Annotated in this window: 14 protein-coding genes; 7 read left to right on the top strand and 7 right to left on the bottom strand. The window is 72.3% G+C overall.

All coding sequences use genetic code 11. The features are described from left to right. Positions 1-171 precede the first annotated feature (171 nt). Both ACFWYW_RS35645 and ACFWYW_RS35640 read left to right on the top strand, forming a co-directional pair. Entirely contained in the window at positions 172-3,720 is a 3,549-nt protein-coding gene (locus ACFWYW_RS35645; RefSeq protein ID WP_379610513.1) for a UvrD-helicase domain-containing protein, read from the top strand. Beyond that, positions 3,714-6,977, top strand: a complete 3,264-nt coding sequence (locus tag ACFWYW_RS35640; RefSeq protein ID WP_379610512.1) for a UvrD-helicase domain-containing protein — start codon at positions 3,714-3,716, stop codon at positions 6,975-6,977. Before ACFWYW_RS35645 ends, ACFWYW_RS35640 begins: the two co-directional genes overlap by 7 nt. Here the strand turns inward: ACFWYW_RS35640 and ACFWYW_RS35635 are convergent. The 4 genes from ACFWYW_RS35635 to ACFWYW_RS35620 are packed head-to-tail and all read right to left on the bottom strand — an operon-like array spanning position 6,969 to position 12,151. After that, a complete protein-coding gene (locus tag ACFWYW_RS35635) occupies positions 6,969-8,045 on the bottom strand; it encodes a type III PLP-dependent enzyme (protein ID WP_379610511.1) in 1,077 nt (358 codons plus the stop codon). The genes ACFWYW_RS35640 and ACFWYW_RS35635 overlap by 9 nt on opposite strands. Continuing rightward, a complete protein-coding gene (locus ACFWYW_RS35630; protein ID WP_379610510.1) occupies positions 8,042-9,589 on the bottom strand; it encodes an IucA/IucC family protein in 1,548 nt (515 codons plus the stop codon). Before ACFWYW_RS35630 ends, ACFWYW_RS35635 begins: the two co-directional genes overlap by 4 nt. Before the next feature lies 1 nt (position 9,590). Beyond that, positions 9,591-11,030: an IucA/IucC family protein gene (locus tag ACFWYW_RS35625; RefSeq protein ID WP_379610509.1), complete on the bottom strand. Its 1,440-nt coding sequence runs from the start codon at positions 11,028-11,030 to the stop codon at positions 9,591-9,593. After that, the gene (locus tag ACFWYW_RS35620; protein WP_379610507.1) at positions 11,012-12,151 is read right to left on the bottom strand and encodes a siderophore biosynthesis protein; all 1,140 of its coding nucleotides are present in this window, start codon (positions 12,149-12,151) and stop codon (positions 11,012-11,014) included. Before ACFWYW_RS35620 ends, ACFWYW_RS35625 begins: the two co-directional genes overlap by 19 nt. A 157-nt stretch (positions 12,152-12,308) precedes the next feature. Here ACFWYW_RS35620 and ACFWYW_RS35615 point away from each other — a divergent pair, with 157 nt between their 5' ends. The 4 genes from ACFWYW_RS35615 (at position 12,309) to ACFWYW_RS35600 (ending at position 15,469) form a co-directional block, all read left to right on the top strand. Further along, on the top strand, positions 12,309-12,602 hold the full coding sequence (locus ACFWYW_RS35615) for a hypothetical protein (protein ID WP_379610506.1): 294 nt from the start codon (positions 12,309-12,311) through the stop codon (positions 12,600-12,602). A gap of 39 nt (positions 12,603-12,641) precedes the next feature. Next, positions 12,642-13,976 carry an ATP-binding protein gene (locus ACFWYW_RS35610; RefSeq protein WP_379610505.1) on the top strand — a complete coding sequence of 445 codons (1,335 nt, stop codon included), beginning with the start codon at positions 12,642-12,644 and terminating at the stop codon, positions 13,974-13,976. Further along, positions 13,973-14,635: a response regulator transcription factor gene (locus ACFWYW_RS35605; protein WP_379610504.1), complete on the top strand. Its 663-nt coding sequence runs from the start codon at positions 13,973-13,975 to the stop codon at positions 14,633-14,635. The genes ACFWYW_RS35610 and ACFWYW_RS35605 overlap by 4 nt, the downstream gene beginning before the upstream one ends. 75 nt (positions 14,636-14,710) lie before the next feature. Next, complete coding sequence (locus tag ACFWYW_RS35600; RefSeq protein ID WP_379610503.1) at positions 14,711-15,469, top strand: class F sortase; 759 nt, start codon at positions 14,711-14,713, stop codon at positions 15,467-15,469. A 42-nt stretch (positions 15,470-15,511) separates the two neighbouring features. On the opposite strand, the gene ACFWYW_RS35595 is transcribed toward ACFWYW_RS35600, so the two are convergent. From ACFWYW_RS35595 to ACFWYW_RS35585, 3 genes are read right to left on the bottom strand one after another with little or no spacing between them, the layout of a single operon-like run. Continuing rightward, positions 15,512-17,443, bottom strand: a complete 1,932-nt coding sequence (locus ACFWYW_RS35595; RefSeq protein ID WP_379610502.1) for a protein kinase — start codon at positions 17,441-17,443, stop codon at positions 15,512-15,514. A gap of 1 nt (position 17,444) precedes the next feature. After that, on the bottom strand, positions 17,445-19,064 hold the full coding sequence (locus ACFWYW_RS35590; RefSeq protein ID WP_379610501.1) for a hypothetical protein: 1,620 nt from the start codon (positions 19,062-19,064) through the stop codon (positions 17,445-17,447). A 5-nt stretch (positions 19,065-19,069) separates the two neighbouring features. Further along, the gene (locus tag ACFWYW_RS35585) at positions 19,070-20,941 is read right to left on the bottom strand and encodes a protein kinase (RefSeq protein ID WP_379610500.1); all 1,872 of its coding nucleotides are present in this window, start codon (positions 20,939-20,941) and stop codon (positions 19,070-19,072) included. Between the two features lie 138 nt (positions 20,942-21,079). Here ACFWYW_RS35585 and nudC point away from each other — a divergent pair, with 138 nt between their 5' ends. Beyond that, a complete protein-coding gene (gene nudC / locus ACFWYW_RS35580; protein WP_379610499.1) occupies positions 21,080-22,051 on the top strand; it encodes an NAD(+) diphosphatase in 972 nt (323 codons plus the stop codon). Positions 22,052-22,056 lie beyond the last annotated feature (5 nt).

Genomic DNA, 22,056 nt, shown 5'->3' with positions numbered 1-22,056 from the left:
GCGGCGGGTTGGCGGGATATTGGGGGATTGGGCCGGTAGCGTGGGCGGACTCGTGGGGAGAACGGTCAAGGCGGCACGATCTACCCCTGTGGTCTGGTGGAATCTAGTGCTGTGAGTGGTCAGACCTGGCGGTTGGTGCGACGTGGGGGCGGGGGACCGGTTGAGGCCCCTGTGCTCGACGAGTACCAGCGTGCCGTGGTCGAACATCCCGGTGGGCCGATGCTCGTTCTGGCCGGTCCCGGTACGGGGAAGACGACCACCGTCGTGGAGACCGTCGTCGACCGGATCGAACGCCGCGGGCTTGATCCCGAGCGGGTGCTCATCCTCACGTTCAGCCGGAAGGCCGCCGGTGAGCTGCGCGAACGCGTCACCGGCCGGTTGCGGCGCACCACGCGCACACCGCTGGCCCTCACCTTCCACAGCTACGCCTACGCGTTGTTGCGGCGCGAGGCCCTGCAGGCGGGGACGGAGCCGCCGCGGCTGCTGAGCGGGCCCGAGCAGTTGCTGGAGATCCGGCGCCTGCTCCACGGCGAGTTGGAGGACGGCGCGCGCGAGTGGCCGCTGGCGTTGCGGGAGCCGCTGAAGACCCGCGGGTTCGCCGAGGAACTGCGCGACTTCCTGTCACGGGCGGGCGAACGCGGCCTCGACGGCGACCGCCTGGTCGCACTCGGCTACCAGCACGGCAGGCCCGACTGGGTGGCCGCGGGCAAGTTCTCGCTGCGTTACCAGGAACGTTTCGACCTCGACCCCGAGCCGGTGCTCGACTACGCCGAGCTGATCAAGGCCGCGGCCGGTCTCCTGTCCGACCCCGACGTACGCCGCCGCGAGCGGGCCGCCTACGACATGGTCTTCGTGGACGAGTACCAGGACACCGATCCAGCCCAGGAGTACCTCCTGCGGCAGCTCGCCGGCGACGGCCGCGACCTGATCGCGGTGGGCGACCCCGACCAGTCCATCTACGGTTTCCGCGGCGCCGACGTCCGCGGCATCCTGCGTTTCCCCGAGCGCTTCCGCACCCTCGACGGTCGCGACGCGCCCGTGGTCGCCCTGCGCGTGTGCCGCCGCAGCGGCGCCGACCTCCTGACGGCCTCCCGCCGCGTCGCCTCCCGCCTGCCCGCCGCCCCCACCCCCGACGCGACCCTCACCCCACCCGAGCCATCCGGTACGGCCCAGCCGCCCGCACCGGCGGCGAAGGAGCAGGACACCGCCTTCGAAACCCTGCTGACCACCGGCCCAACAGACAACGAGCCCAACGAGCCCGAGGCCCGTCCCGAGCCGCCGGCCGAGGAACCCGCCCCGGTCGCCGCACCCAGGGAACGGAAGGCCTGGGGCCACCGGGACCTGGTGCCCCTGGACGACGCCGAACCCGGCGAGGTCAGGGTCCTGCTGGCCGACTCCACGAGCCAGGAGGCCGCCGTGGTGGCCGACGCGCTGCGCCGCGCGCACCTGATCGACGGCGTGCCGTGGCACCGGATGGCCGTGCTGGTCCGCTCGGCCATCCGGCAGGTGCCGCTGCTGCGCAGGGCGCTGGTGAGTGCCGGTGTGCCCACGATGGTGGCGGGCGACGAGGTGCCGATCGCCCAGGAGCCCGGGGTCCGGCCGTTGCTGACGATGCTCCGGATGGCCCTGTACCCGGGCGAGCTGGACGAGTCCGTGGTGGAGGAACTGCTCACCGGCCCGCTGGGCGGCACCGACATGATCGGTGTACGCCGCCTCCGTCGCGCCCTGAAGATCGCCGAAAACGAGGCCGCCGCCACCGAAGAGACCGCCTCGGACCAAGAAGACACCTCAACCCAAGAGGAAGGCGCCTCCGGCGAAGGGGCCTCCGGTGATGGCGCGTCCGGCGAAAAGACCTCCGGTGAGGCGACCTCCGGTGGTGGCGCCTCCGGCGAAAGAGCCTCCGGTGAAGGGGCGTCCGGCGAAGGGGCCTCCGGTGAGGGTGCCTCGGGCGAAGGCGCGTCCGGTGAGCGTGCCTCTGGGGAAGAGGGTGGCTCCGGGGACGAGGGCGGGCTGGGGCGGGTTGTCCGGTCGTCCGGGGAACTGCTCGTGGCCTCAGTCCTGGATGTCCGCGAACTGACCCGCATAGAACCCCACATAGCCCACCCGGCAGAACGCGTAGCCCACCTCCTCCACGCCGCCAAAGAGGCCGCCAAGGCGCAGAGCACCGCCGAAGAGGTCCTCTGGGCGATCTGGCAGGGCAGCGGCCTGGCCGAGCGATGGACCGACCTGAGCCTGTCCGGTGGCGCGCGGGGCGCCCAGGCCGATCGTGACCTGGATGCCGTGGTGGCGTTGTTCGATCACGCCGCCAGGTTCGTGGACCGCATGCCCAGGGCCGGCGCGGAGGTGTTCCTGGACGACATCGCCTCCCAGGAGATCCCCGGTGACACCCTGGCCGAACGCGCCCCGGACGGCGATGCCGTGCGGGTGCTGACCGCGCATCGTTCCAAGGGGCTCGAGTGGGACGTCGTGGTGGTGGCGGGCGTTCAGGAGGGCGTCTGGCCGGATCTGCGGCTGCGGGGTTCGATGCTGGGCGCCGAGGACCTGGTGGAGCTGGCCGAGGGGGCGCAGCCGAGTACCGCGTCTTTGGCCTCGAAGCTCTTGGCCGAGGAACGCCGCCTGTTCTACGTGGCCGCGACCAGGGCCAGGAAGAGGCTGGTCGTGACGGCGGTCGGCGGCGAGGACACCGACGAGCGGCCGTCGAGGTTCCTGGCCGAGCTGATGCCGGGCTCCGTGGACACGGCGACGGTGGACGACCAGGCCCGGTGGCTGAACATGTCGGCGCTCGTGGCCGACCTCCGAAGCGCCGTAACAGATCCCACAAAGTCGGCAAGAATCCGGCAGAAGGCCGCGCAGCAACTCGCCAGGCTCGCCGCCGCGGGCGTGCAGGGCGCGCATCCCAACGACTGGTACGCGCTGACGCCGATCTCCGACGACCGCCCCCTCGGCTGGCCGGACGACATCGTGCGCATCTCGCCCTCGGCCGTGGAGAGCTTCACCAAGTGCGGCCTGCGCTGGCTCCTGGAGACCGCGGTCGGCGCCGCCGGGACGAGCAGCGCCCAGGGCCTCGGCACGGTCATCCACGCCCTGGCCGTGCTGGCCGCCACCGACCTGCCCAGCGAGGACCTCCTCGGCCGCCGCCTGGACGACATCTGGAGCGAACTGGACTTCGGCGGCGTGTGGTTCAACCGCAAGCAGCGCCAGGTGGCCGAGCAGATGATCGCCAAGTTCCTGCGCTGGCACAAGGAGAACCCGCGCGAACTGGTCGCCCTGGAGGAGGCGTTCACGGCCACGGTCGGCGACGGCGTGCTGATCAAGGGCCGCGTGGACCGGGTCGAACGCGACTCCGACGGCAGGGCCGTCATCATCGACCTCAAGACCGGGTCGAGCAAGCCCAAGGCGGGCGACCTCGACCGCCACCCCCAGCTGGGCGTCTACCAGCTGGCCGCGCTGCTGGGCGCCTTCGCCAGGCACGGCATGACCGAGCCGGGCGGCGCCTCGCTGGTGCAGCTCGGCAAGGCGGGCGGCAAGAACGACGCGCTGGAGCAGGCGCAGCCCGCCCTGGCCGACGACCGGGACCCCACCTGGGCCAAGGACCTGGTCGACACCGTCGCGATCGGCATGTCGGGCCCGTTCTTCCAGGCGAAGGTCAACGACGGCTGCCGTACGTGCGCCGCGCGGGCCAGCTGCCCGGTCAACGACAACGGGGGCCAGGTGTGCTGAGTCCGGGAGAGCTCGCCGGCAAGCTGGGCGTGCTGCCGCCGACTCCGGAGCAGGAGCATGTCATCCAGGCGCCGCTGGAGCCGATGGTCGTGATGGCCGGAGCGGGTTCCGGCAAGAGCGAGACGATGGCCGGGCGCGTGGTCTGGCTGGTCGCCAACGGGCTCGTGCGCCCCGAGAACGTGCTCGGCCTCACCTTCACCCGCAAGGCCGCCGCCGAGCTGGCCAACCGGGTGCGTGAGCGCCTCAACGGCCTGGCCGAGGCGGGCCTGGTCGAGCCGTCGCTGCTGGACGACGAGCCGGCCGTCTCCACCTACCACGCCTACGCCGCCCGCCTGGTCACCGACCACGCCCTGCGGGAGGCGCTGGAGCCCACGATGCGCCTGGTCACCCCGGCCGTCTCGTGGCAGCTGGCCTCGCGGGTCGTGGCGATGTACGACGGGCCGATGGACAAGATCGAGCTGGGGCCGCCGTCGGTCACGGCCGCCGTACTGGAGCTCGCGGGAGAGCTGTCGGAGCACCTGCGCGCCGGCGGCGACGTGCGGGGGGTCGGCGAGTGGCTCGACGAGCAGTACGGCATGCTCCCCGCCAAGACCGTCGCGGCCCAGCGCAAGCCCATCGCGGTGCAACGGGCGAGGGAGCAGCTCCTTCCCCTGGTGGCGGCGTACGAGCGGCTGAAGCGCGGCCGCGAGGTCATCGACTACGGCGACCAGATGTCCCTGGCCGCCCGGATCGCCGCCAAGCACCCCGAAGTCGGCCAGATCGAACGCGACAGGTTCTCCGTCGTCCTGCTGGACGAGTACCAGGACACCAGCCACGCCCAGCTCGTCCTGCTCAGGAGCCTGTTCGGCGGCGGTCACCCGGTCACCGCCGTCGGCGACCCCTGCCAGTCCATCTACGGCTGGCGCGGCGCCTCGGCCGGAAACCTGCGCCGCTTCTCCCAGGACTTCAGAACGGCCTCCGGCGACCGGGCCCCGGTGCGCCAGCTCTCGGTCAGCTTCCGCAACGGCGACCGCGTCCTCGACGTCGCCGCCCGGGTCCAGATCCCGCTGCGCATGGAGGCCAGGGAGGTCCCCGTCCTGGTGCCCGGCGCCAACCGCAAGGACCGCGGCCGCGTCACCTGCGCCTTCCACGAGACCGCCGAGGACGAGGCCGAGTGGATCGCCGAGGGCGTCAAGAAGATGCTCGGCCAGGAGGTCGCCCCGGACGGCCTGCCCTGGGGCGAGAAGGAACGCAAGAAGACTCTGGAGCTCCAGCCTCAGGACGTGGCGATCCTGGCCCGCAAACGCTCGCAGTTCCCCGCCCTGCGCCGTGCCCTGGAGGCCCGCGACATCCCGGTGGAGGTCGTCGGCCTGGGCGGCCTGCTCACCGTCCCCGAGGTCAACGACATCGTCGCCACCCTCCGCGCCCTGTACGACCCGACGGCCGGAGACGCCCTGGCCCGGCTCATGGCCGGTCCGAGGTGGCGCATCGGCCCCGCCGACCTGCGCCAGCTCGGCGAGTACGCCCGCGAGCTCACCCGCGAGGCCAGGCAGGGCGCCCGGCCGGAGAAGGACCCGCTCGACCAGGTGGTCGTGGACCTTGCCGAGGAACGCGGCAGCCTGATCGACGCCCTGGACGAGCTGCCCGACCGCGAGGAGTGGCTGGAGTCGTTCTCGCCGCTGGCCAGGAGCCGCCTGGTCGCGCTGGCTCACGAGCTGCGTCAGTTGCGCGCCCACACCGCCCAGCCGCTGCCCGACCTGATCACCGAGGTGGAGCGGAAGCTCGGCCTCGACATCGAGGTGGCCGCGCGCGGCGGCACGGTCAGCGCCTTCGCCGCCCGCGCCGACCTGGACGCCTTCCTGGACGCCGCCTCCCGCTTCGCCGGGGACGCCGAGGACCCGACGCTCGGCGCCTTCCTGGCCTACCTGGAGGCGGCGGAGAGCGAGGAGTTCGGCCTGGAGGCGGGGCGCGTGGGCGAGAGCAACAGCGTGAAGCTGATGACAGTGCACGCCTCGAAGGGCCTGGAGTGGCCGGTCGTGGTGGTGCCGGGGCTGTCGCAGCTGATCAGCTCGAAGGGCACGATCGCCACCGGCAGCATGTTCCCCGCGACACCGGTCACCAACAGCCGGTGGACGGACAACCCGCGCAAGCTCCCGTACCCCTTGAGAGGGGATGTCGCGGACCTGCCACGGCTGGGCGGGCTGAGCAAGGAGGAGCTGACCGCGTTCGACGAGCGCTGCCGCGCGCGCGACCTCATGGAGGAGCGGCGCCTGGCCTACGTGGCGGTCACCCGGGCCCACTACCACCTGATCGCCTCCGGCTACCGCTGGGGCAGCGCCACCAAGCCGCTGGAGCCGTCGGACTTCCTGCTGGAGATCCGCGACACCAGCGACCGCGTGGCCTACTGGGCCCCGGACCTGGCCGACGGGGCGACCAACCCGCTGCTGGACGAGCCCGCCGAGGCCACCTGGCCGGTGGTGCCGGAAGGCGACAGGTACGAGGCCGTCCTGGACGGTGCCCGCCTGGTCGAGGACGCGCTGTCGGGCCGGCTTGAGTCCGCGCCGGAGGAGGCGCTGAAGACGTTCGAGCAGGAGCGCGTCCGGGCCTGGGAGCGCGACACCGACCTGCTGCTGCGCGAACGCGAACTGTATCGGCGCGGCGGGGGCAGGACGGTCGAGCTGCCGTCCAAGCTGACCGTCTCGTCGCTGGTCACGCTGGCCGCCGACGCGAAGGAACTGGCCCGCAGGATCCGCCGTCCGGTCCCGGTCAAGCCCGCGCCGCTGGCCCGCCGTGGCACCTCGTTCCACCGCTGGCTGGAGACGCGCTGGGACCAGCAGCGCCTCATCGACGACTTCGAGCTGCCCGGCCTGGACCTCGTGGAGGAGGAGGCCGACGTACGGCTGGCCGAACTGCAGGAACGCTTCGAGGAAAGCGAATGGGCCACCCGCAAGCCCCTCGACCTCGAGGTCCCCTTCGAGACCATGATCGCCGACCGGCTGGTCAGGGGCCGCATGGACGCCGTCTTCCAGCTGCCCGACGGCACGTACGAGGTGGTCGACTGGAAGACGGGAGAACGCCCGTCCGGCAAGGCGGCCGCCGCCGCCTCCGTGCAGCTCGCCGCCTACCGCCTGGCCTGGTCACACCTGGCCAAGGTCCCCCTGGACCAGGTGGGCGCCGCCTTCCACTACGTCCGCCCCAACGAGACCGTCCGCCCGGTGAACCTCCTCGACGCCGACGGCCTCATCGCCCTCATCGAAGCCGTCCCCACCTCAACCTGACAGGTAGTGGAACGTGGGTTTGGGGTGCATCAGGAAGTCGTGGTGGGAGATGTTCCAGGCGTAGGCGCCGGCCATGGCGAAGACCACGGTGTCGCCCACGTGGATGGAGGTGGGGACGGCTCGGGCGAAGACGTCCTTGGGGGTGCAGAGCTGGCCCACGACGGTCACGGGCTCGTCGGTGACGCCTGGGCCGGTGCCGGTGGGGAGGACGGTGAAGGGCTGGTCGTGGCCCTTGGTGACGGGGGTTCTCAGGTGGTGGGTGCCGCCCAGCACGATCGCGTACGCCGCGCCGCGTACCCGCTTCACGTCCACGACTTTGGTGACGTAGTAGCCGCAGTACGCGGTCAGCGACCTGCCCGGCTCCACGCGGACCGTCTGGCCGGGGGTGCGCAGGCGGGCCAGGCCGGTGCCGTAGGCGGGCCAGTCGAAGCGGGCGGCGGGATCGTGGTAGTCCACGGCCATGCCGCCGCCCAGGTTCACCTCGCCGGGGTGGGTGGACAGCAGGGTTTCCGCCAGTTTCAGGAGCTGGTCGGCGTTCAGGCCGCTGGCCAGGTGGTAGTGGCGGCCGCGTAGCCGTACCCGGTCGTCGAACAGAGGCAGGCAGGCGCGCACGTCGTCGTCGTCCATGCCGAACGGGCCGCTCATCGTGAGGGCGGCGCCCTCGACGGGCAGGTCGGGGCTCACGCGCAGGAGGACGTCGGCGGCGCGGCCCGAGGCGAGCAGGCGGCGCAGTTCGCCGGATGACTCCACGTGCAGGCGGTGGGCGGGCAGGAGGAGTTCCGCGTCGGTTTTGCCGGGGCCGCCGAGCGCCAGTGGCTTGTCCGGGAACAGGGCGCTGACGTGGGCGTGCTCGCCGCCCGATGAGACCTCGAAGCCGTCCACGTGGGGTTCGAGCACGCGGAGCAGTTCGGGGTCGGGGTTGGCCTTGACCGCGTAGTAGAGCTCGATGCCGGGCAGCGCCCGGCGGACGGCCGTGGCGTGCGTGTCCAGGGCGGGCAGGTCGTAGACGTAGGCGGGCGTGTCGTCGGCGGCGGCCTCGGCGATCCGGGCGGCGTGGGTGCGGCTCATGCGAGCGGGTTCGCGATCGGGACGTAGCCGGCCGCGCGGTCGGCGGCCCTGGCCCAGCGCACCGACAGGTTGGCCTTGGCGGGCAGGGGCGCGCCGGCCAGCAGGTCCGACAGGGGCACGGGGTTGCCCAGGTCCGCGGCCACGCGGGCGATCACTTCGGCGGCGGATCGCCACAGGCGGGTCAGCGTCGCGTCGTCGGGCGCCACGCTGGCGGCGATCTCGGTGAGGTGGTTGACCAGCAGGCAGTAGGCGACCCTGGCCCAGCCGCGCTCTGCGTCGTAGGACAGCGCCTCCGCCACGCGGTCCGGCACCCCGGTCAGGTCGTGGCGGCCGGTGACCAGCTTGGTGCCCTCCAGGTCGCGGAAGACCACCTCGGCGGGCAGCCCGTCCGCGTCGAGGCCGACCAGTACGTTCTGCAGGTGGGGCTCCAGGACCACGCCATGCCGGAAGTAGAGCTCCAGCACGGGCGGGACCAGCGCCGCGACATAGGCGCGCCACCACGCGGCGGGGTCCGGCGTGCGCACGCCCTCGGTGGCCAGCGCCCCTGCCAGCACCGGCGTGACGCCGGGGGAGACGACCGACCACGGGCTGGAACGCACGATCACGCCGAGCCCTTCCAGCAGCCGCGTGCCCAGGCCCGCGGAGCGGTAGCCGGGCTCGGGCAGCCACCGCGTCGCAGGGTATTTGCCGGAAATTTCATCGAATATCGTGCCCAAGCGGCGGTTCAGCTCCACCGCCCCCGCCAGCTCATACCAGGCGTTCTTCCGTACACAATTCGTGATCCGGACATCCAGCGAGAACTTCAGGCAGACCCCGAGGTCCGGCGCGTAGACCGTCCGCACCGACGACGTGGGCACCACCACCGGCCCCGGACCCAGGTCCACCAGCCGGTCGTCGAAGACCGGGCCGAGCAGGTCGAGCTGCCACGGATGCGCCGGCAGCAGCGCGTACCCCGGCGGCGCCTCGCCCAGGCGGTCCAAAACGCCGGTCACACCCTCCTGCGCCACGACGTCGGACCGTACCCCCAGCAGCCGCACCGGGAACCGCGCGTGCGCCTCGGGCGCGTAGGCCAGCCAGTCGCGCCCGCCGCGCGCCTTCGGGCTCGGATGGAACGGATGCCCGTAGACCAGCGCCTGCTCCGAGGCCAGCCACGGGTCGGCGGGCGCGACCGCCCCGGCCCGCGCCGAAAGGATCGCCTCCAGCGCCTCGCGGCTGGCCGCCACCTGCCCGGCGAACTCGGCGTTCACCTCGCCGAGGCTCAGGTCGGATACGGCCCGCCGTACCAGCTCATCGGTGGTCAGAGGCACCCAGACGCCCTGCTCCAGCCGCTCGGGCGGCCCGGTGAAGCGCAGCGCGGCGCCGCCGCGCGTGCGTGCCCGCAGCAACGTCCCGCCCACCCGCAGCAGCAGGTACGGCGGCGCCGGCCACACCAGGCCGCGCGGCCCCGCCACTTCCCGCACGCAGCAGCGCAGCAGCGCGGCCAGGGTCGCCTCCTCGGCCCGGGGAGGCGACGCGGCGGGGGAGTCGAGGACCAGGCTTTCCACGTCACGCTCTCCTCAGGTAGTTGGGCCCGCTGGCGCCGTAGTACTTGTTGACGTCACGGGCGCCGGTACGCTCCTTGGCCACCAGGGTGCCCGCGGTGATCATCGATTTCCCGGTGAGCCGGGCCGCGTCGAGCGTCCTGGCGCGCAGCAGCCGGGCCATGGGGTCCTCGCCGTGCTCGTCGAGCGCCTCGGCGAGGGTCTCGCGCAGCAGCCGGGCGGCCCGCTCGTGGGGCAGCGCCCCGAACGCGACCGCCGCGGCGGCCAGGTGCAGCGTGATCGTCACGAACACGTCGGCCAGCGCGTGGGGGTCGTCGGTCAGCATGCGCTCGTCGGTGAAGGCGGGCGGCTCGACACCGGCGGCGCGCAGCCTCGCCGGCGAGGCCAGCAGCCCGTCGTTGTCCTTGACCAGCAGTTTCATGCCGTCGTCCGTGAACACGAGGGCGAGGTTCTGCTGGTGTGCCTCCAGCGCCACGCCGTGGCGGACGAACAGCCGCACGTTCCAGCGCAGCAGGATGCGCAGGTACTCGGGGATCACGTCGCCGAGCCGTTCGAGCACGGTCGGGGCGTTGAGGGCGGCGACCGGCACGATCCTGCCCTCCGGCAGCCTGCGGATCATCCACGCCAGGTACTCGTGCCCGGCGTGCGCGTAGGTCTGCTCGTCGGCCACGAGCACGCCGGGGTCGGCCAGCTCGCGGACCAGCAGCTCGGCCAGGGCGCCGTCACGCAGTGTCCCCGGCCTGATCGAACGGCGGTTGCGCACGCCCAGCGTGCTGACCGGAATCGGAAGCTTCAGGTGGGTACGCGCGTCCAGCTCGACGGTCCGCATCGACAACGTGGGCCGCACGATCGTCGCCCGCCCCGAGACCTCGCGCACCCCCTCGACCTTCAGCGCCTCGTCGATCGTCAGCGGGTGCACGGGGAACGGCTCGTCGTGACCGGGCACCGCGACCCAGCGCAGCGCGAACGCGGGCCCGAACTCCGGCGCGTACGCCAGCAGGTCCGCGGCGCTCATCCCCACCCGGGCCCGCGAGGTCGGATACACCGGATGCTCCACGAACGCCGCCAGCGTCTCGTAGGACGGCTCGCCCGCCAGCACCCGATCGGCGTGCAGGGCGTGCAGCTCACCGGCCGCCAGCGCCGCCGCGCACTCGTCGGCGAAGGCCGCCACGCCCTGCGCGTCGGCCGGATCGGCGACCTCGGCCAGCGTGGCGAGCACCTGCTCAAGGCGCAGGCGTTCCTCGGGGGCCACCACGAAGTCCTGGTAGAGCGACCCCGGCACCAGCCGTACGACCCTGCCGTCGGCCAGCGTCAGCCGCACGCCCTCCCGGGTCCTGCTCACCCGCCGCGACAGGCCGCCGTAGTCCTCGCGCAGCAGAGTGTCGAGAACGCGCGCGGCCAGCCTGGCCTCAGTGGAGTCGAGACTCACGCCGAGATCACCCACGGCCGCTCCGCCCGGTAGGCGTCCACCGCCGCCTCCACCCGGTGGCGGTCGGGGCCGACCGCGCGGATGACGCCCAGGTAGTCGCGGTTGGTGTGGGTTCTGGTGATCTGTTCTCCGGCGGCGCGCAGGGGGCGGTGCCAGAGGCGGACGCCGTCCTGGGAGCGTTCCTCCGCTCCGGGGGCCTCGGTGATCGTTCCGGATCGGTCGGCCACCAGGCTGACGGCGGTGCCGTACCCGGGAGTGGGGGGTGTTTCGGGAAGCCGCTCGCCCAGGTGCGCCCGCAGGATCCACTCGAACAGCGGGACGCCCAGGATGTCGCCGAGCAGGAAGTCGCAGTGGTCGCCGATCACCCGGTAGTTGACCTCGACGATGCGCGGTCCGGCCGGCGTGAGCACGTACTCGGTGTGGCAGGCCCCGAAGCCCGCCCCCAGCGCCCCGAGCGCGGCCAGCACGTGCTCGTGCGGCCCGTCCGGCGCCCAGTCCAGCCGCTCCTCCACGAAGTGCGGCAGCGGCCCCAGCTGCGTCGCGTAGCCGCCCAGCACCCGCGTGCCGGTCGCGTCGCCCAGCGTCTCCAGCGTGCGCAGCGGTCCCTCCAGATACTCCTCCACGACCACGTACGCGCCCGGCCGCGCGCGCCGCACCGCCGCGACCGCCGTCTCCAGGTCCTTCTCCACCAGCATCACGTCCTCGCTGGCCACGCCCTCGCGGGGTTTCACCACCAAGGGGTACGGCAGGCCGCCGGGAACGGCGTCGTCCGGACCCAGTTGGATCGAGAAGACCTCCTCGACCCCGGCCTCGGCCAGTTTCGCGCGCATCAGATACTTGTTCTTGGCCGACAGGCACGCCCGCCAGTCCTTGCCGGGCAGCCCGAAGTAGGCGGCGGCCAGCGCGGTCTCGGTCTGCAGGTGGTCGGAGTTGCTGAACAGGGCGTCCGGCCGCCCGAGACGCGAGACGGCGTCGATGAGGGCGCGCGGGTCGCGCACGTCGCACGCGACCGCGTGCGGGTGCTGCTCTGGCCGGTCGGTCAGAATGGTGACCTCGCAGCCGAGCGCGCGAGCGGCCGGCAGGAATCCGTCGGTCACCGAGTCCGTCGGCTTGAGCGCCGTCATGAAGAGCCGCAAAACAGGGCACCCCCGGATCAGGTAAGGCTAACCTAACTCGGCGATGATAGTCCCGGGACGATCACCTCGTTGCCCCGACAGGCTAATCGGCGGCCAAATGAGAGTCTTCTCATTCTCGTCTCACCGACATCTCCTCCGCAGAGCCTACGGTCCTGTCATGACCCGTAGGACCACGCTCGTGGGCGCCACGGTCGGCGCGGTGCTCGCCGCGCTGGCCATGACCGTGGTGGTCAAAGCGGGGGCCGTCGAACCGGACCTCGGCGGCGAGATCATCGTCACCCCCACGGCCACCCCGCCGCCCAGCCCGACGCCGACGATGACGCCGAGCCCGACCAGGGAACGCGCGACGCCCACGCCGACCAGGAAGAAGACGAAAGCCGACCCGGTGCCACCCCCTTCGCCGACCAGGGTCCGCACCGGGGATGATGATGAGGACGATGACGACGACTGAGCAGGCAAGGTGAGCGCGAGAGCCCGGATCGTAGGCTGGATGCTCTCGGTCGTGACCCTGGCGCTCGGCCTGTCGATCTTCGCCGCCTGGAACGTCCTGCTGACCCGGGTGGACGAGCGGATCGCGGCCGAGTTCAAGCACGAGTACGAGGAGCTGCGCGGCTACGCGGCCAAACCCACCACCAACGACCTGGAGGACCTGCTGGTCGGCTACCTCCAGGTCAACGTCGCCGACCGGTGGGAGATGTTCTTCACCGTCGTGGACGGCCAGCCCCACCACAAGGGCCGGGCCGAGTCGCCCGCGCCCCTCGACGAGGACGCCGCCCTGGTCGCCCGCGTCGCCGAGGCCCAGCGCCCGGAGACCGGAGAGTGGCCGTCCAAGGCGGGTGAGGTCCGCTACGTCTCGATCCCCATCCAGGTCAAGGGCGACCCGCGCCAGGGCCACTTCGTCATCGCGATCTTCTACGAGCATCACCGCCAGGAGGTCGTCGACGCCGTCCGCGTGCTCGCCTTCACCTCACTGGCCGCGCTGGCGATGGCGGGCGCGGCCGGCTGGTTCGTCGCGGGCCGCGTGCTCGCGCCGGTCCGGATGGTACGGCAGGCCGCCGAGCACATCAGCGATTCCAGCGACCTGACCCGCCGGCTCGACGTGGTCGGCAACGACGACGTGGCCGCGCTGGCCCGTACCTTCAACCACATGCTTGACCGGCTGCAACGCGCCTTCGAGGTGCAGCGCGAGTTCGTGGACGACGCCGGGCACGAGCTGCGTACCCCGATCACCGTCATCCGCGGCCACCTGGAGCTGATGGGCGACGACCCGGCCGAGCGGGAGGAGACGCTCGCGCTGGTCACCGACGAGCTCAACCGCATGAACCGCATCGTCGACGACCTGCTCACGCTGGCCAAGTCGGAGCAGCCGGGCTTCCTGTCGCTGGAGGAGGTGGAGCTCGCGGACCTGACCGTCAGCGTGATCGCCAAGGCCAGGGCGCTGGGCGAGCGCGACTGGCGGGTGGACGAGGTGGCCGAGGCGCGCATCGTGGCCGACCGCCAGCGGCTCACCCAGGCGCTCATGCAACTGGCCGCCAACGCCGTCCGGCACACGCGGGAGGGCGCGCTCGTGGCCGCCGGCTCCGCCGTGGACGGTGACCGCGTCCGGCTGTGGGTGCGCGACGGCGGCCCCGGCGTACGGCCGGAGGACCGCGAGCGCATCTTCCAGCGGTTCGTCCGCGCGGGCAGCCGTTCCCACCAGGGCGCCGGGCTCGGGCTGTCCATCGTGCGCTCCATCGCCGAAGCCCACGGCGGCCGCGTCTGGGTGGAGGACGGCGCCCGCTTCGTCATCGAATTGCAGGTTGACGGAAGAGAGGTGCGGGATTGAACCGGATACTCATCGCCGAGGACGAGGCCAGGATCGCCGCGTTCGTGGAGAAGGGGCTGCGGGGCAATGGCTTCGTGACCACCGTGGTGGAGGACGGCGAGGCCGCCTTCGAGTACGCCCGCAGCGGTGAGTTCGACCTTCTGGTGCTCGACATCGGGCTGCCGCTGAGCGACGGGTTCACGGTGCTGCGCAGGCTGCGGCAGGCCAGGGTGACGCTGCCGGTGATCATCCTGACCGCCCGTGACAGCGTGGCCGACACCGTCGCCGGGCTCGAAGGCGGGGCCGACGACTACATCCCCAAGCCGTTCGCCTTCGAGGAACTGCTGGCCAGGGTGCGGCTGCGGCTGCGTACCGAGCGCACGCCCGAGGTGACCGTGCTGCGCGTGGGCGATCTGTCGCTGGACCTGCGCAGCCGCCGGGTGCACGTGGGCGGGCACGTGGTGGAGCTGTCGGCGCGGGAGTTCGCGCTGGCCGAGGTCTTCTGCCGCCACCCCGACCAGGTGCTCACCCGCGAGCAGTTGCTCAGCCACGTGTGGGGGTTCGACTTCGACCCCGGCTCGAACGTCGTGGATGTCTATGTCCGGTACCTCCGCAAGAAAATCGGGGCAGAACGGATCGAGACCCTACGAGGTACTGGATATCGCATGAAAGCCCTCTAACGGCGGCCTCATGGGCGTCCCACCGCCGCTCGGGAGTCTGAGATCGGCAACGGAACGGACTCCCAGGAGGACGGCATGGAACTCAAGCGGATCCTGATCGCCATCGCGCTCATGTGCGGAACCGGCGCGGCGGGCGCCGGTCTCGTCGCGACCCCGGCCTCGGCCGCCCCGGCCGCACTGGCCCAGGCCGACGACGATGACGACGACCGCCCGAGGGGCGGAGTGGACACCGGAGCGGGTGGCACCAGCGACGACGATGACGATGACGACGATGACGACCGTCCCAGGGGCGGGGTCGACACCGGGGCGGGCGGCACCAGCGACGATGACGATGACGACGACGGTCGCCCGAGGGGCGGGGTGGACACCGGAGCGGGCGGTACCTGGACCGGTACGCAGGCCGCCAACCCGGTACGGCTGCGCGTCCCCGCCATCGGCCTGAAGACGAAGATCATCCCGCTGGCCCTCGACAAGAAGGGCCGCCTGGCCGCACCCAAGCGCTACGAAGTGGCCGGATGGAACCAGGCCGGCCCCGAGCCCGGCGAGCGCGGCCCCGCCGTCATCGCCGGCCACGTGGACTCCAAGACGGGCCCCGCGGTCTTCTACAAGGTCCGCGGCCTCGACCCCGGCGACAAGATCTACGTGGACCGCGCCGACGGCAGCACCAAGGCGTTCACCGTCCACCGCCTGGCCCGTTACCCGAAGACCGCCGTCCCCGGCCGCACGGTCTACGGCCAGACCGGCGGCGCCGAACTGCGCCTGATCACCTGCGGCGGCGTGTTCGACAGAAAGAAGGGCAGCTACCGCGACAACATCGTGGTCTTCGCCCGCTGATCATGAGGACGGGAACGAAGGCTGAGCCCGGCGAGTCCGGGCTCAGCCGCCCGACCAGAACAACCGCCACACCGTGCCGGCGTCCCCGGCCATCGTGGCGAACCGCCGGACTCTCTTCCCGGTCAGGTCCACCACGTCGACTCGCCAAGGGCTGACCCCGTGGTCATAGACCAGCAGGTGGTCCCGGTTGAACCACCCCCACATCTTCTGCTTGGCACCCAGCGGGAAGCGCGAGACGGGCTTCCCGCTTTCGTGTTCCACCACGCAGACGGCGGGCCGCGCACCGGCGCACCCGGCGGCCAGCAACGGCCCGTTGACCTCGGCCGTGAGGTTGTCCGCCGAGCGCACACCCTTCACGGTCCGCGACAGCCGCCCGCCGAGCGTGTAGAGGCCCACCGGCCCGCCCCCGGTGACGAGGACGCTCCCGTCCGGGCCCCAGGCGAAGTCCGTCGCCTTGGCCAGGCCGCCGACCTCCCGCCGGACGAACGTGCGGGCGGCCACGTCCACCACGGCGAAGCCGGTGGCCTTGCCGTCGGTGTCGGCGACGGTCAGCAGGACCCGCGAGCTGTCGCGCGCCCACGTCGGCCGCCTGACCTGCAGCGGCAGCTCCACGGTCGGCACCGCGAAGACCGGCGTCAGCGCCCGGTCGGTGAACTGCACGGTGTTGTTGCCGTCGGAGGCGTACTTGGGCGTGGTGTAGACCGACGCGACCAGCTTGCCGTCGGGGGAGACGACCGCGTCGCGGTACTCGGGCAGGCGGACGAACTCCCGCGTCCCCGGCTTCCTGACGAACCCCGGATGCCGCAGCGACTCCTCCTTGACCGTGAACGAGGTCAGCCGGAGCGGGTCGCGGGGGCTCTCGTAGAACGTGGCCGCGAGCTGCGGCACCGCGACCGCGACGGCGTCGGCCGGCGGCGAACCGCTGACCACGGGCGACGGCACGACGGCGGCCGGACCCGGCCGTGGCCCCACCGACGGTGCCGGCGTCGGCCCGGCGGAGGGCCGCGTGATCAGGATCGTGGCGGTCACGGCCGCCGCCACGGCCAGCGCCGTACCGCCGACCAGGGCCGTGCGCAGGCGCCGGGGCCGGCGCGAGACCGCCAAGCCCTCCCGCAGCAGCCCCTCCGGCACCGAGTCGGGCTGCCGCCGCTCCACCGGCCGCTTGGCGGCCCGCCCGACGTTGCCTCCGCTGCCGGGCGCCGGGTGGCCGAGCAGGCGCAGCAGCACCTGGCTGGCCCGCGGCCGCTCGGCGGGCTCCTTGGCCAGGCAGGCCGCCACGATCTCTCTCAGGTCCCCGTCGAGACCGTTCAGCTCGGGCTCCTCGGTCGCCAGCCGATGCATGATCGCCGGCACCGAGTCCTGCCCGAACGGCGCCCGCCCGGTCGCCGCGAAGACGATCGTGGCCGCCCACGCGAACAGGTCCGCCGGCGGCCCCGCCAGCGACTGCGCGAACTGCTCGGGCGCCATGTACGCCGGCGTCCCCACCACCCCGCCGATCGTCGTCTCACCGGAGGCCGCCCGCGCGATCCCGAAGTCGATGACCCGCGGACCCTCCCTGCTCAGCAGCACGTTCGCCGGCTTGAAGTCACGGTGCACGACTCCGGCCCGGTGAATGGCCGCCAGCGCCGTGACGGTCCCGACCGCGAGCCTGCGCAGCTCCCGCCCGCCGATCGGGCCGCGCTCGCGCACGCTCGCCTGCAGCGTCGGCCCCTCGATGAACTCACTCACGATGTACGGCACGCCGTTCTCGCTGCCCGTGCCCAGCACCAGGGCGGTGCAGAACGAGGCCACCTCGGGCAGCACCTCCGCCTCGCGCAGGAACCGGGCGACGGCCTGCGGATCGGAGACCCGGTGCAGCACCTTGATGGCGACCTTCTCGCCCCCGGGCCCCTGCCCGAGATGGACCACGCCCTGGCCGCCGGAGCCCAGTGTGCCCAGGATCCGGTACTCGCCGACGTGCTCCAGGACGCTCATGTCAGTACCTGTCGAAGCGCAACTGGGGCAGCTTGCCCTTGACGTACACGAGCTCGACCAGCTTCCGCGTCACCTCGCCCTTGAAGTCGACCGCCTCCACGATCATCTTCTTGCCCGCGACCCTGCCCACGATCAGGTGGTCCTCGTCGTACCAGCCGTACATGTAGCCGGCGCCGGGCGGCACGTCCGCGAGCCTCGTGCCCGTGTCGGCGTCCCAGACGCAGACGCCCTGCTTCTTGCTGCACACGGTCGTGACCAGGCGCTTGCCGGAGGGAGAGAACGGCGTCTGCCCGACGGGCCGGCCCACCCAGTGCATGGAACGCACGACCTTGCCCGACAGGTCGCGGTAGCGGATCCCCTCGGCGTTCTCCGGCGTCAGATACCCGGACGCCACGAGCTGGTCGCCCGCCGCCCAGCGGTAGAAGTGAGCGGTGCGCTCCTCCGGCGCCTGCTTCCTGAACTGCGCGACGTCCTCGGCGTTGGCCGTCTCGACGACGGTTGCGCGCCGGCGTTCGACGTCGATGAGGATGAAGCCCCTCACGAAGGCGGACTCGACCTGCTCGTCGCGCTCCATCAGCGACAGCAGCAGCGTGCGGCTGTCGCGCGACCACTGTGGCGAGACGCCCCACCGCGGGTTCGAGACGGTCGGGACCGTGAACTTCTCGCCGGTGACCCGGTGGGTGAAGCCCACGTCCAGGCGCTCCGTGGTCAGGAGGTGCAGCTCGTTGACCGTGGCGGTCCACCGGTTGTCCGGGGAGATCGGGGAGCTGATGTTGGCGCCGCCGGTCCTGGCGAAGGCGGAGCCGTCCGGCGTGCGCGCGTACGCGACGGAGTCCTCGCTGTTCCCGCCGTCGTAGTAGGAGTAGTAGGAGGTGAGACGGACCTGGTCGGCCGCGTTCTCCCAGAGCGTGCCCGCGCCGCCGGGCAGGGTGATCGTCCGGGTCGCGGGCGCCTGCTTCGGCGCGGCGGGCGTCGTGAGGGTGGCGGAGGCCGGCCGGGACGGGGTGCCCGCCGCGACCGGTTGCGCGCTGACCGTCCTGGGGGTCAGCACGTAGCCGAGGGCGCCGAAGACCAGCACGATGACGACGGCCGCAGAGATGAGCAGCAGCGCGCGGGGACGCCGCCGCGGCGGTTCCGGCGTGTCGGGCAGCGCGGTCTCCAGAGCGCCGGACTGGCCGAGCAGGCGCAGCAGCGCCTCCTCCGCGGCCGGGCGGTGCTCCGGGTCCTCGGCCAGGCAGTCGGCCACCAGCTCGCGCAGTTCGCCGTGGAGGGCGCCCAGGTCGGCGGCGCCGTACCGGCGGCGTTTGTCGACCTCGCCGAAGGGGTCGCGGCCGGTCGCCGCGTAGGCGACCAGCGCGGCCCAGGCGAACATGTCCGCCGACTGCCCGCCGTCCCCGGCGGGCGTGCCGCGCAGCACGTGCGTGCCGTCCGCGCCGAGCACGACCGTGTGCGGGCCCAGATCGCCGTGATGTTCGCCCGTACGGTGCACGGAGGCCAGCGCGGTCAGTACGGCCAGCGCGAGCCGGTGGGTCGCGTTGGGCGACAGCGCGCCGCCCTCGGACACCGCCTGGGCCAGCGTCCGTCCCTCCGCGCGGTCGGTGACCAGGATGCCGGAGTCCACGCCGGTCACCTCCCTGTGTAGACGTAGATCAGGTCGTCGCGGTCGTCCTTGCCGGCCAGCTCGCCCATCACCCTCTGCGTACGGCCGCGCAGGTCGATGGCGATGATCCGGTGCACCGCCTTGTCCTTGTCCCTGGGCTCGGTGATGATCAGGTGGCTGTCGTCGTACCAGCTCAGCAACGTTCCGCCCTTCGCCCCGAAGACGGCCACGCTCTCCTGGCGACCCCAGTTCTGGGTGTTCCAGAGGCAGAAGCTGCCGCCGCTCGGGCACAACGTCAGGAACGAGGCGCCGGAGGGCGAGAAGCTGCGCCGCCCCCAGAGTTGGCCGACCCAGTGCTTGGTCCACAGCTCGCGCCCGGCCAGGTCGCGGGCCTTGAGACCCCAGCCGCTCTCGCTCCGGTAGTCGATGACCACGCCGGAGGAGTCGGGCAGCCAGGCGTAGATCCGCTCGGCCTTGTCGTCGGTGGGTACGGGAGTGACGCTTCTGGAGACCGGGTCGACCAGCACGAAGCCCAGGGCCAGCTCGGGATCGCCGCCGTCGACGATGCTCAGCAGCAGCCGCTTGGAGTCCGGCGACCAGGTCGGAAGGGCGAGTTTGCCCTTGACCTCCGGCGTGAGGGCGTACTGCTCCTTCGTCTTCCTGTTGACGACCGTCAGCGTGGGCTCGGCGTAGATCGCCAGCCACTGGCCGTCGGGGGAGAAGCCGAGGTCGGCGCCGGGCGTCTTCAGCTTGGTGAAGGTGTCGCCCTCGCGCACGTACGCGTCCTTGCCCACCCGGTAGGCGCTCAGGACGACCGGGTCGTCCGGGCTCTCGTGCAGCGTCAGGCCGATGCCCACGGCCTTGACCGTCTTGGTGGGCTTGGGAGGTGGGCTGGGGTCGGGCGCCGCCGTACGGACGTCCGGGGAAGGCGAGGCGGGACCGGGCGCCGGAGCCGCGGACACGACCTTGGCCGGCGCCGGGGCCGGTCGCGTCACCCGCGCGACGGCGTGCCCGCCCGCGGCCGACAGGACCGCCAGCGCGAGCGCGGCGGCCACCAGCGCCGGCGCCCTGGAGCGGCGCGGCGGCTCCTCCTCCAGCACCGGCGGCAGGTCGGTCAGCATGGAGTGGCCCACGAGCCGCATCAGCGCCTCGCTGGCCGTGGGCCGCGCCGCCGGATCCTTGGCCAGGCACGCCGCCACGATCGCCCGCGGCGGATCGGCCACGCCACCGAGGTCGGGCTCCTCGCGCAGGATGCGGTTCATCGCGGCCGACATCGAGTTGGAGTGGAAGGGCGACTGCCCGGTGGCGGCGAACACCACGGTCGAGCCCCACGCGAACAGATCGGCGGACACGGGGAACAACTCGCCGGCGAACTGCTCGGGCGCCAGGAAGGCGGGCGAGGAGACCTGCTGGGTGGCGATCGCCGACCCCGACTCCACCGCGGCGCCGACCCCCGCGTTGATCACCCGCGGACCGTCCGGCCCGAGCAGGACGTTGTCGGGCCGCAGCGCCCCGTGCGCCAGCCCCGCCTGATGGATGGCGGCCAGCGCGGTCATCGTCGCGATGGCCAGCCGATGCAACGCCGCGCCCCCTAAGGGGCCGTGCTCGATGACGGCCTGCTTGAGGCTGACCCCGTCCACGAACTCCGAGACGACGTACGGCCGCGCCCCCTCGATCCCGGCGTCGAGGACCATCGCGCTGTGGAAGGCGTCCACGCGTTTCAGCCCCTCGGCCCGTTCCAGGAAGCGCTCCGGATCCTCCAGATCGGTATGGAGCAGCTTGACCGCCACCCGCTCGCCGTCCGGGCCGCGTCCCGCGTAGACCACGCCGGCCGGTCCTTCAGCGAGAACGTGCTCCAGCGTGTAGTCCCCGAGTTGCCGCGGGTCTCCTAAAGGCATCGATCGAGAGCCTCCGATCTTCACGATGCTGCGAGCCAATTATGTGGTTACGGGGGATTCGGCCGGAAGTGCGGCGGCGAGGCTTACCCGAACCTGGCGTCGTAGGATGTCTGCGACTTTGGGGAGGGTGTGTCCGGCGTGGATACAAGGGCTGAAGAACAACTGATCGGGCCACTACTGCTGGCGCGCGGCACCATCGACAGGTCCTCGACACTGCGCGGCGATCGCGCGTGGCTGGAACGTGCCTGGGCCGACCCCGCCACCAGAGTTCTGGTCATCAACGACGGCCACACGCTCGTCCGCCGCACCGGCGAGGACGTCGAGGCCGTGCTGTACACGACCGAGGAAGCACCCGAGGGCGAGCGCTATCTGCTGGGCGTCGAGGACGGCACCGCCTACTTCGCCGTCGCCGCGCCCCTGCCGGGGATCGACGCCGAGCTGAACGGCCGGGCGACCGTACCCATGAGCCTGCGCGACACCCCGGAGGGCCAGCCGGTCGTGGCCGGGCTGCGGCAGGTCGGCGGGCTGCTCGGCGACCGGGACGCCGGTCTGCTGGTCTACGCCGTGGCCCTGGAGGCCTGGCACACGACGCACGAGCACTGCCCGCGGTGCGGGAGCCGTACCCGCGTCGAGGGGGGCGGCCACATCCGCGTCTGCCCCGAGGACGGCTCACAGCACTTCCCGCGCGTCGACCCCGCGGTGATCATGCTGATCCGCGACGAGGAGGACCGCTGCCTGCTGGCCCGCGGGCCGCAGTGGCCGGAGGGACGGCTGTCGATCCTGGCCGGGTTCGTGGAGCCGGGGGAGTCGCTGGAGCACGCGGTCGTACGCGAGGTGGCCGAGGAGGTCGGCATCGCCGTCACGAACCCGCGCTACCTGGGCAGCCAGCCGTGGCCGTTCCCGCGCAGCCTCATGCTCGGCTTCTTCGCCGACGCCATCACCACGACGCTCACCCCGGACGCCGACGAGATCGCCGAGGCCAGGTGGTACTCACGCGTCCAGCTCGCCGAGGCGCTGGCCTCGGGCGAGCTGCGGCTGCCGCCGCCGGTCTCGATCGCCAGGCGGCTGATCGAGACCTGGTACGGCGACGAGCTGGTCGGTGACTGGTAGGTACC

Source organism: Nonomuraea sp. NPDC059023, assembly GCF_042740095.1.
Classification (GTDB): Bacteria; Actinomycetota; Actinomycetes; order Streptosporangiales; family Streptosporangiaceae; genus Nonomuraea.
This window is presented reverse-complemented; position numbering and strand designations above follow the sequence as displayed.

What these genes read in the sequence shown, in the direction of transcription:
- ACFWYW_RS35635 (WP_379610511.1), bottom strand. Translation starts at nt 8,045, where the DNA reads ATGAGCCGCACCCACGCCGCCCGGATCGCCGAGGCCGCCGCCGACGAC.
- ACFWYW_RS35600 (WP_379610503.1), top strand. Translation starts at nt 14,711, where the DNA reads ATGGAACTCAAGCGGATCCTGATCGCCATCGCGCTCATGTGCGGAACC.
- ACFWYW_RS35615 (WP_379610506.1), top strand. Translation starts at nt 12,309, where the DNA reads ATGACCCGTAGGACCACGCTCGTGGGCGCCACGGTCGGCGCGGTGCTC.
- ACFWYW_RS35595 (WP_379610502.1), bottom strand. Translation starts at nt 17,443, where the DNA reads ATGAGCGTCCTGGAGCACGTCGGCGAGTACCGGATCCTGGGCACACTG.
- ACFWYW_RS35610 (WP_379610505.1), top strand. Translation starts at nt 12,642, where the DNA reads ATGCTCTCGGTCGTGACCCTGGCGCTCGGCCTGTCGATCTTCGCCGCC.
- ACFWYW_RS35585 (WP_379610500.1), bottom strand. Translation starts at nt 20,941, where the DNA reads ATGCCTTTAGGAGACCCGCGGCAACTCGGGGACTACACGCTGGAGCAC.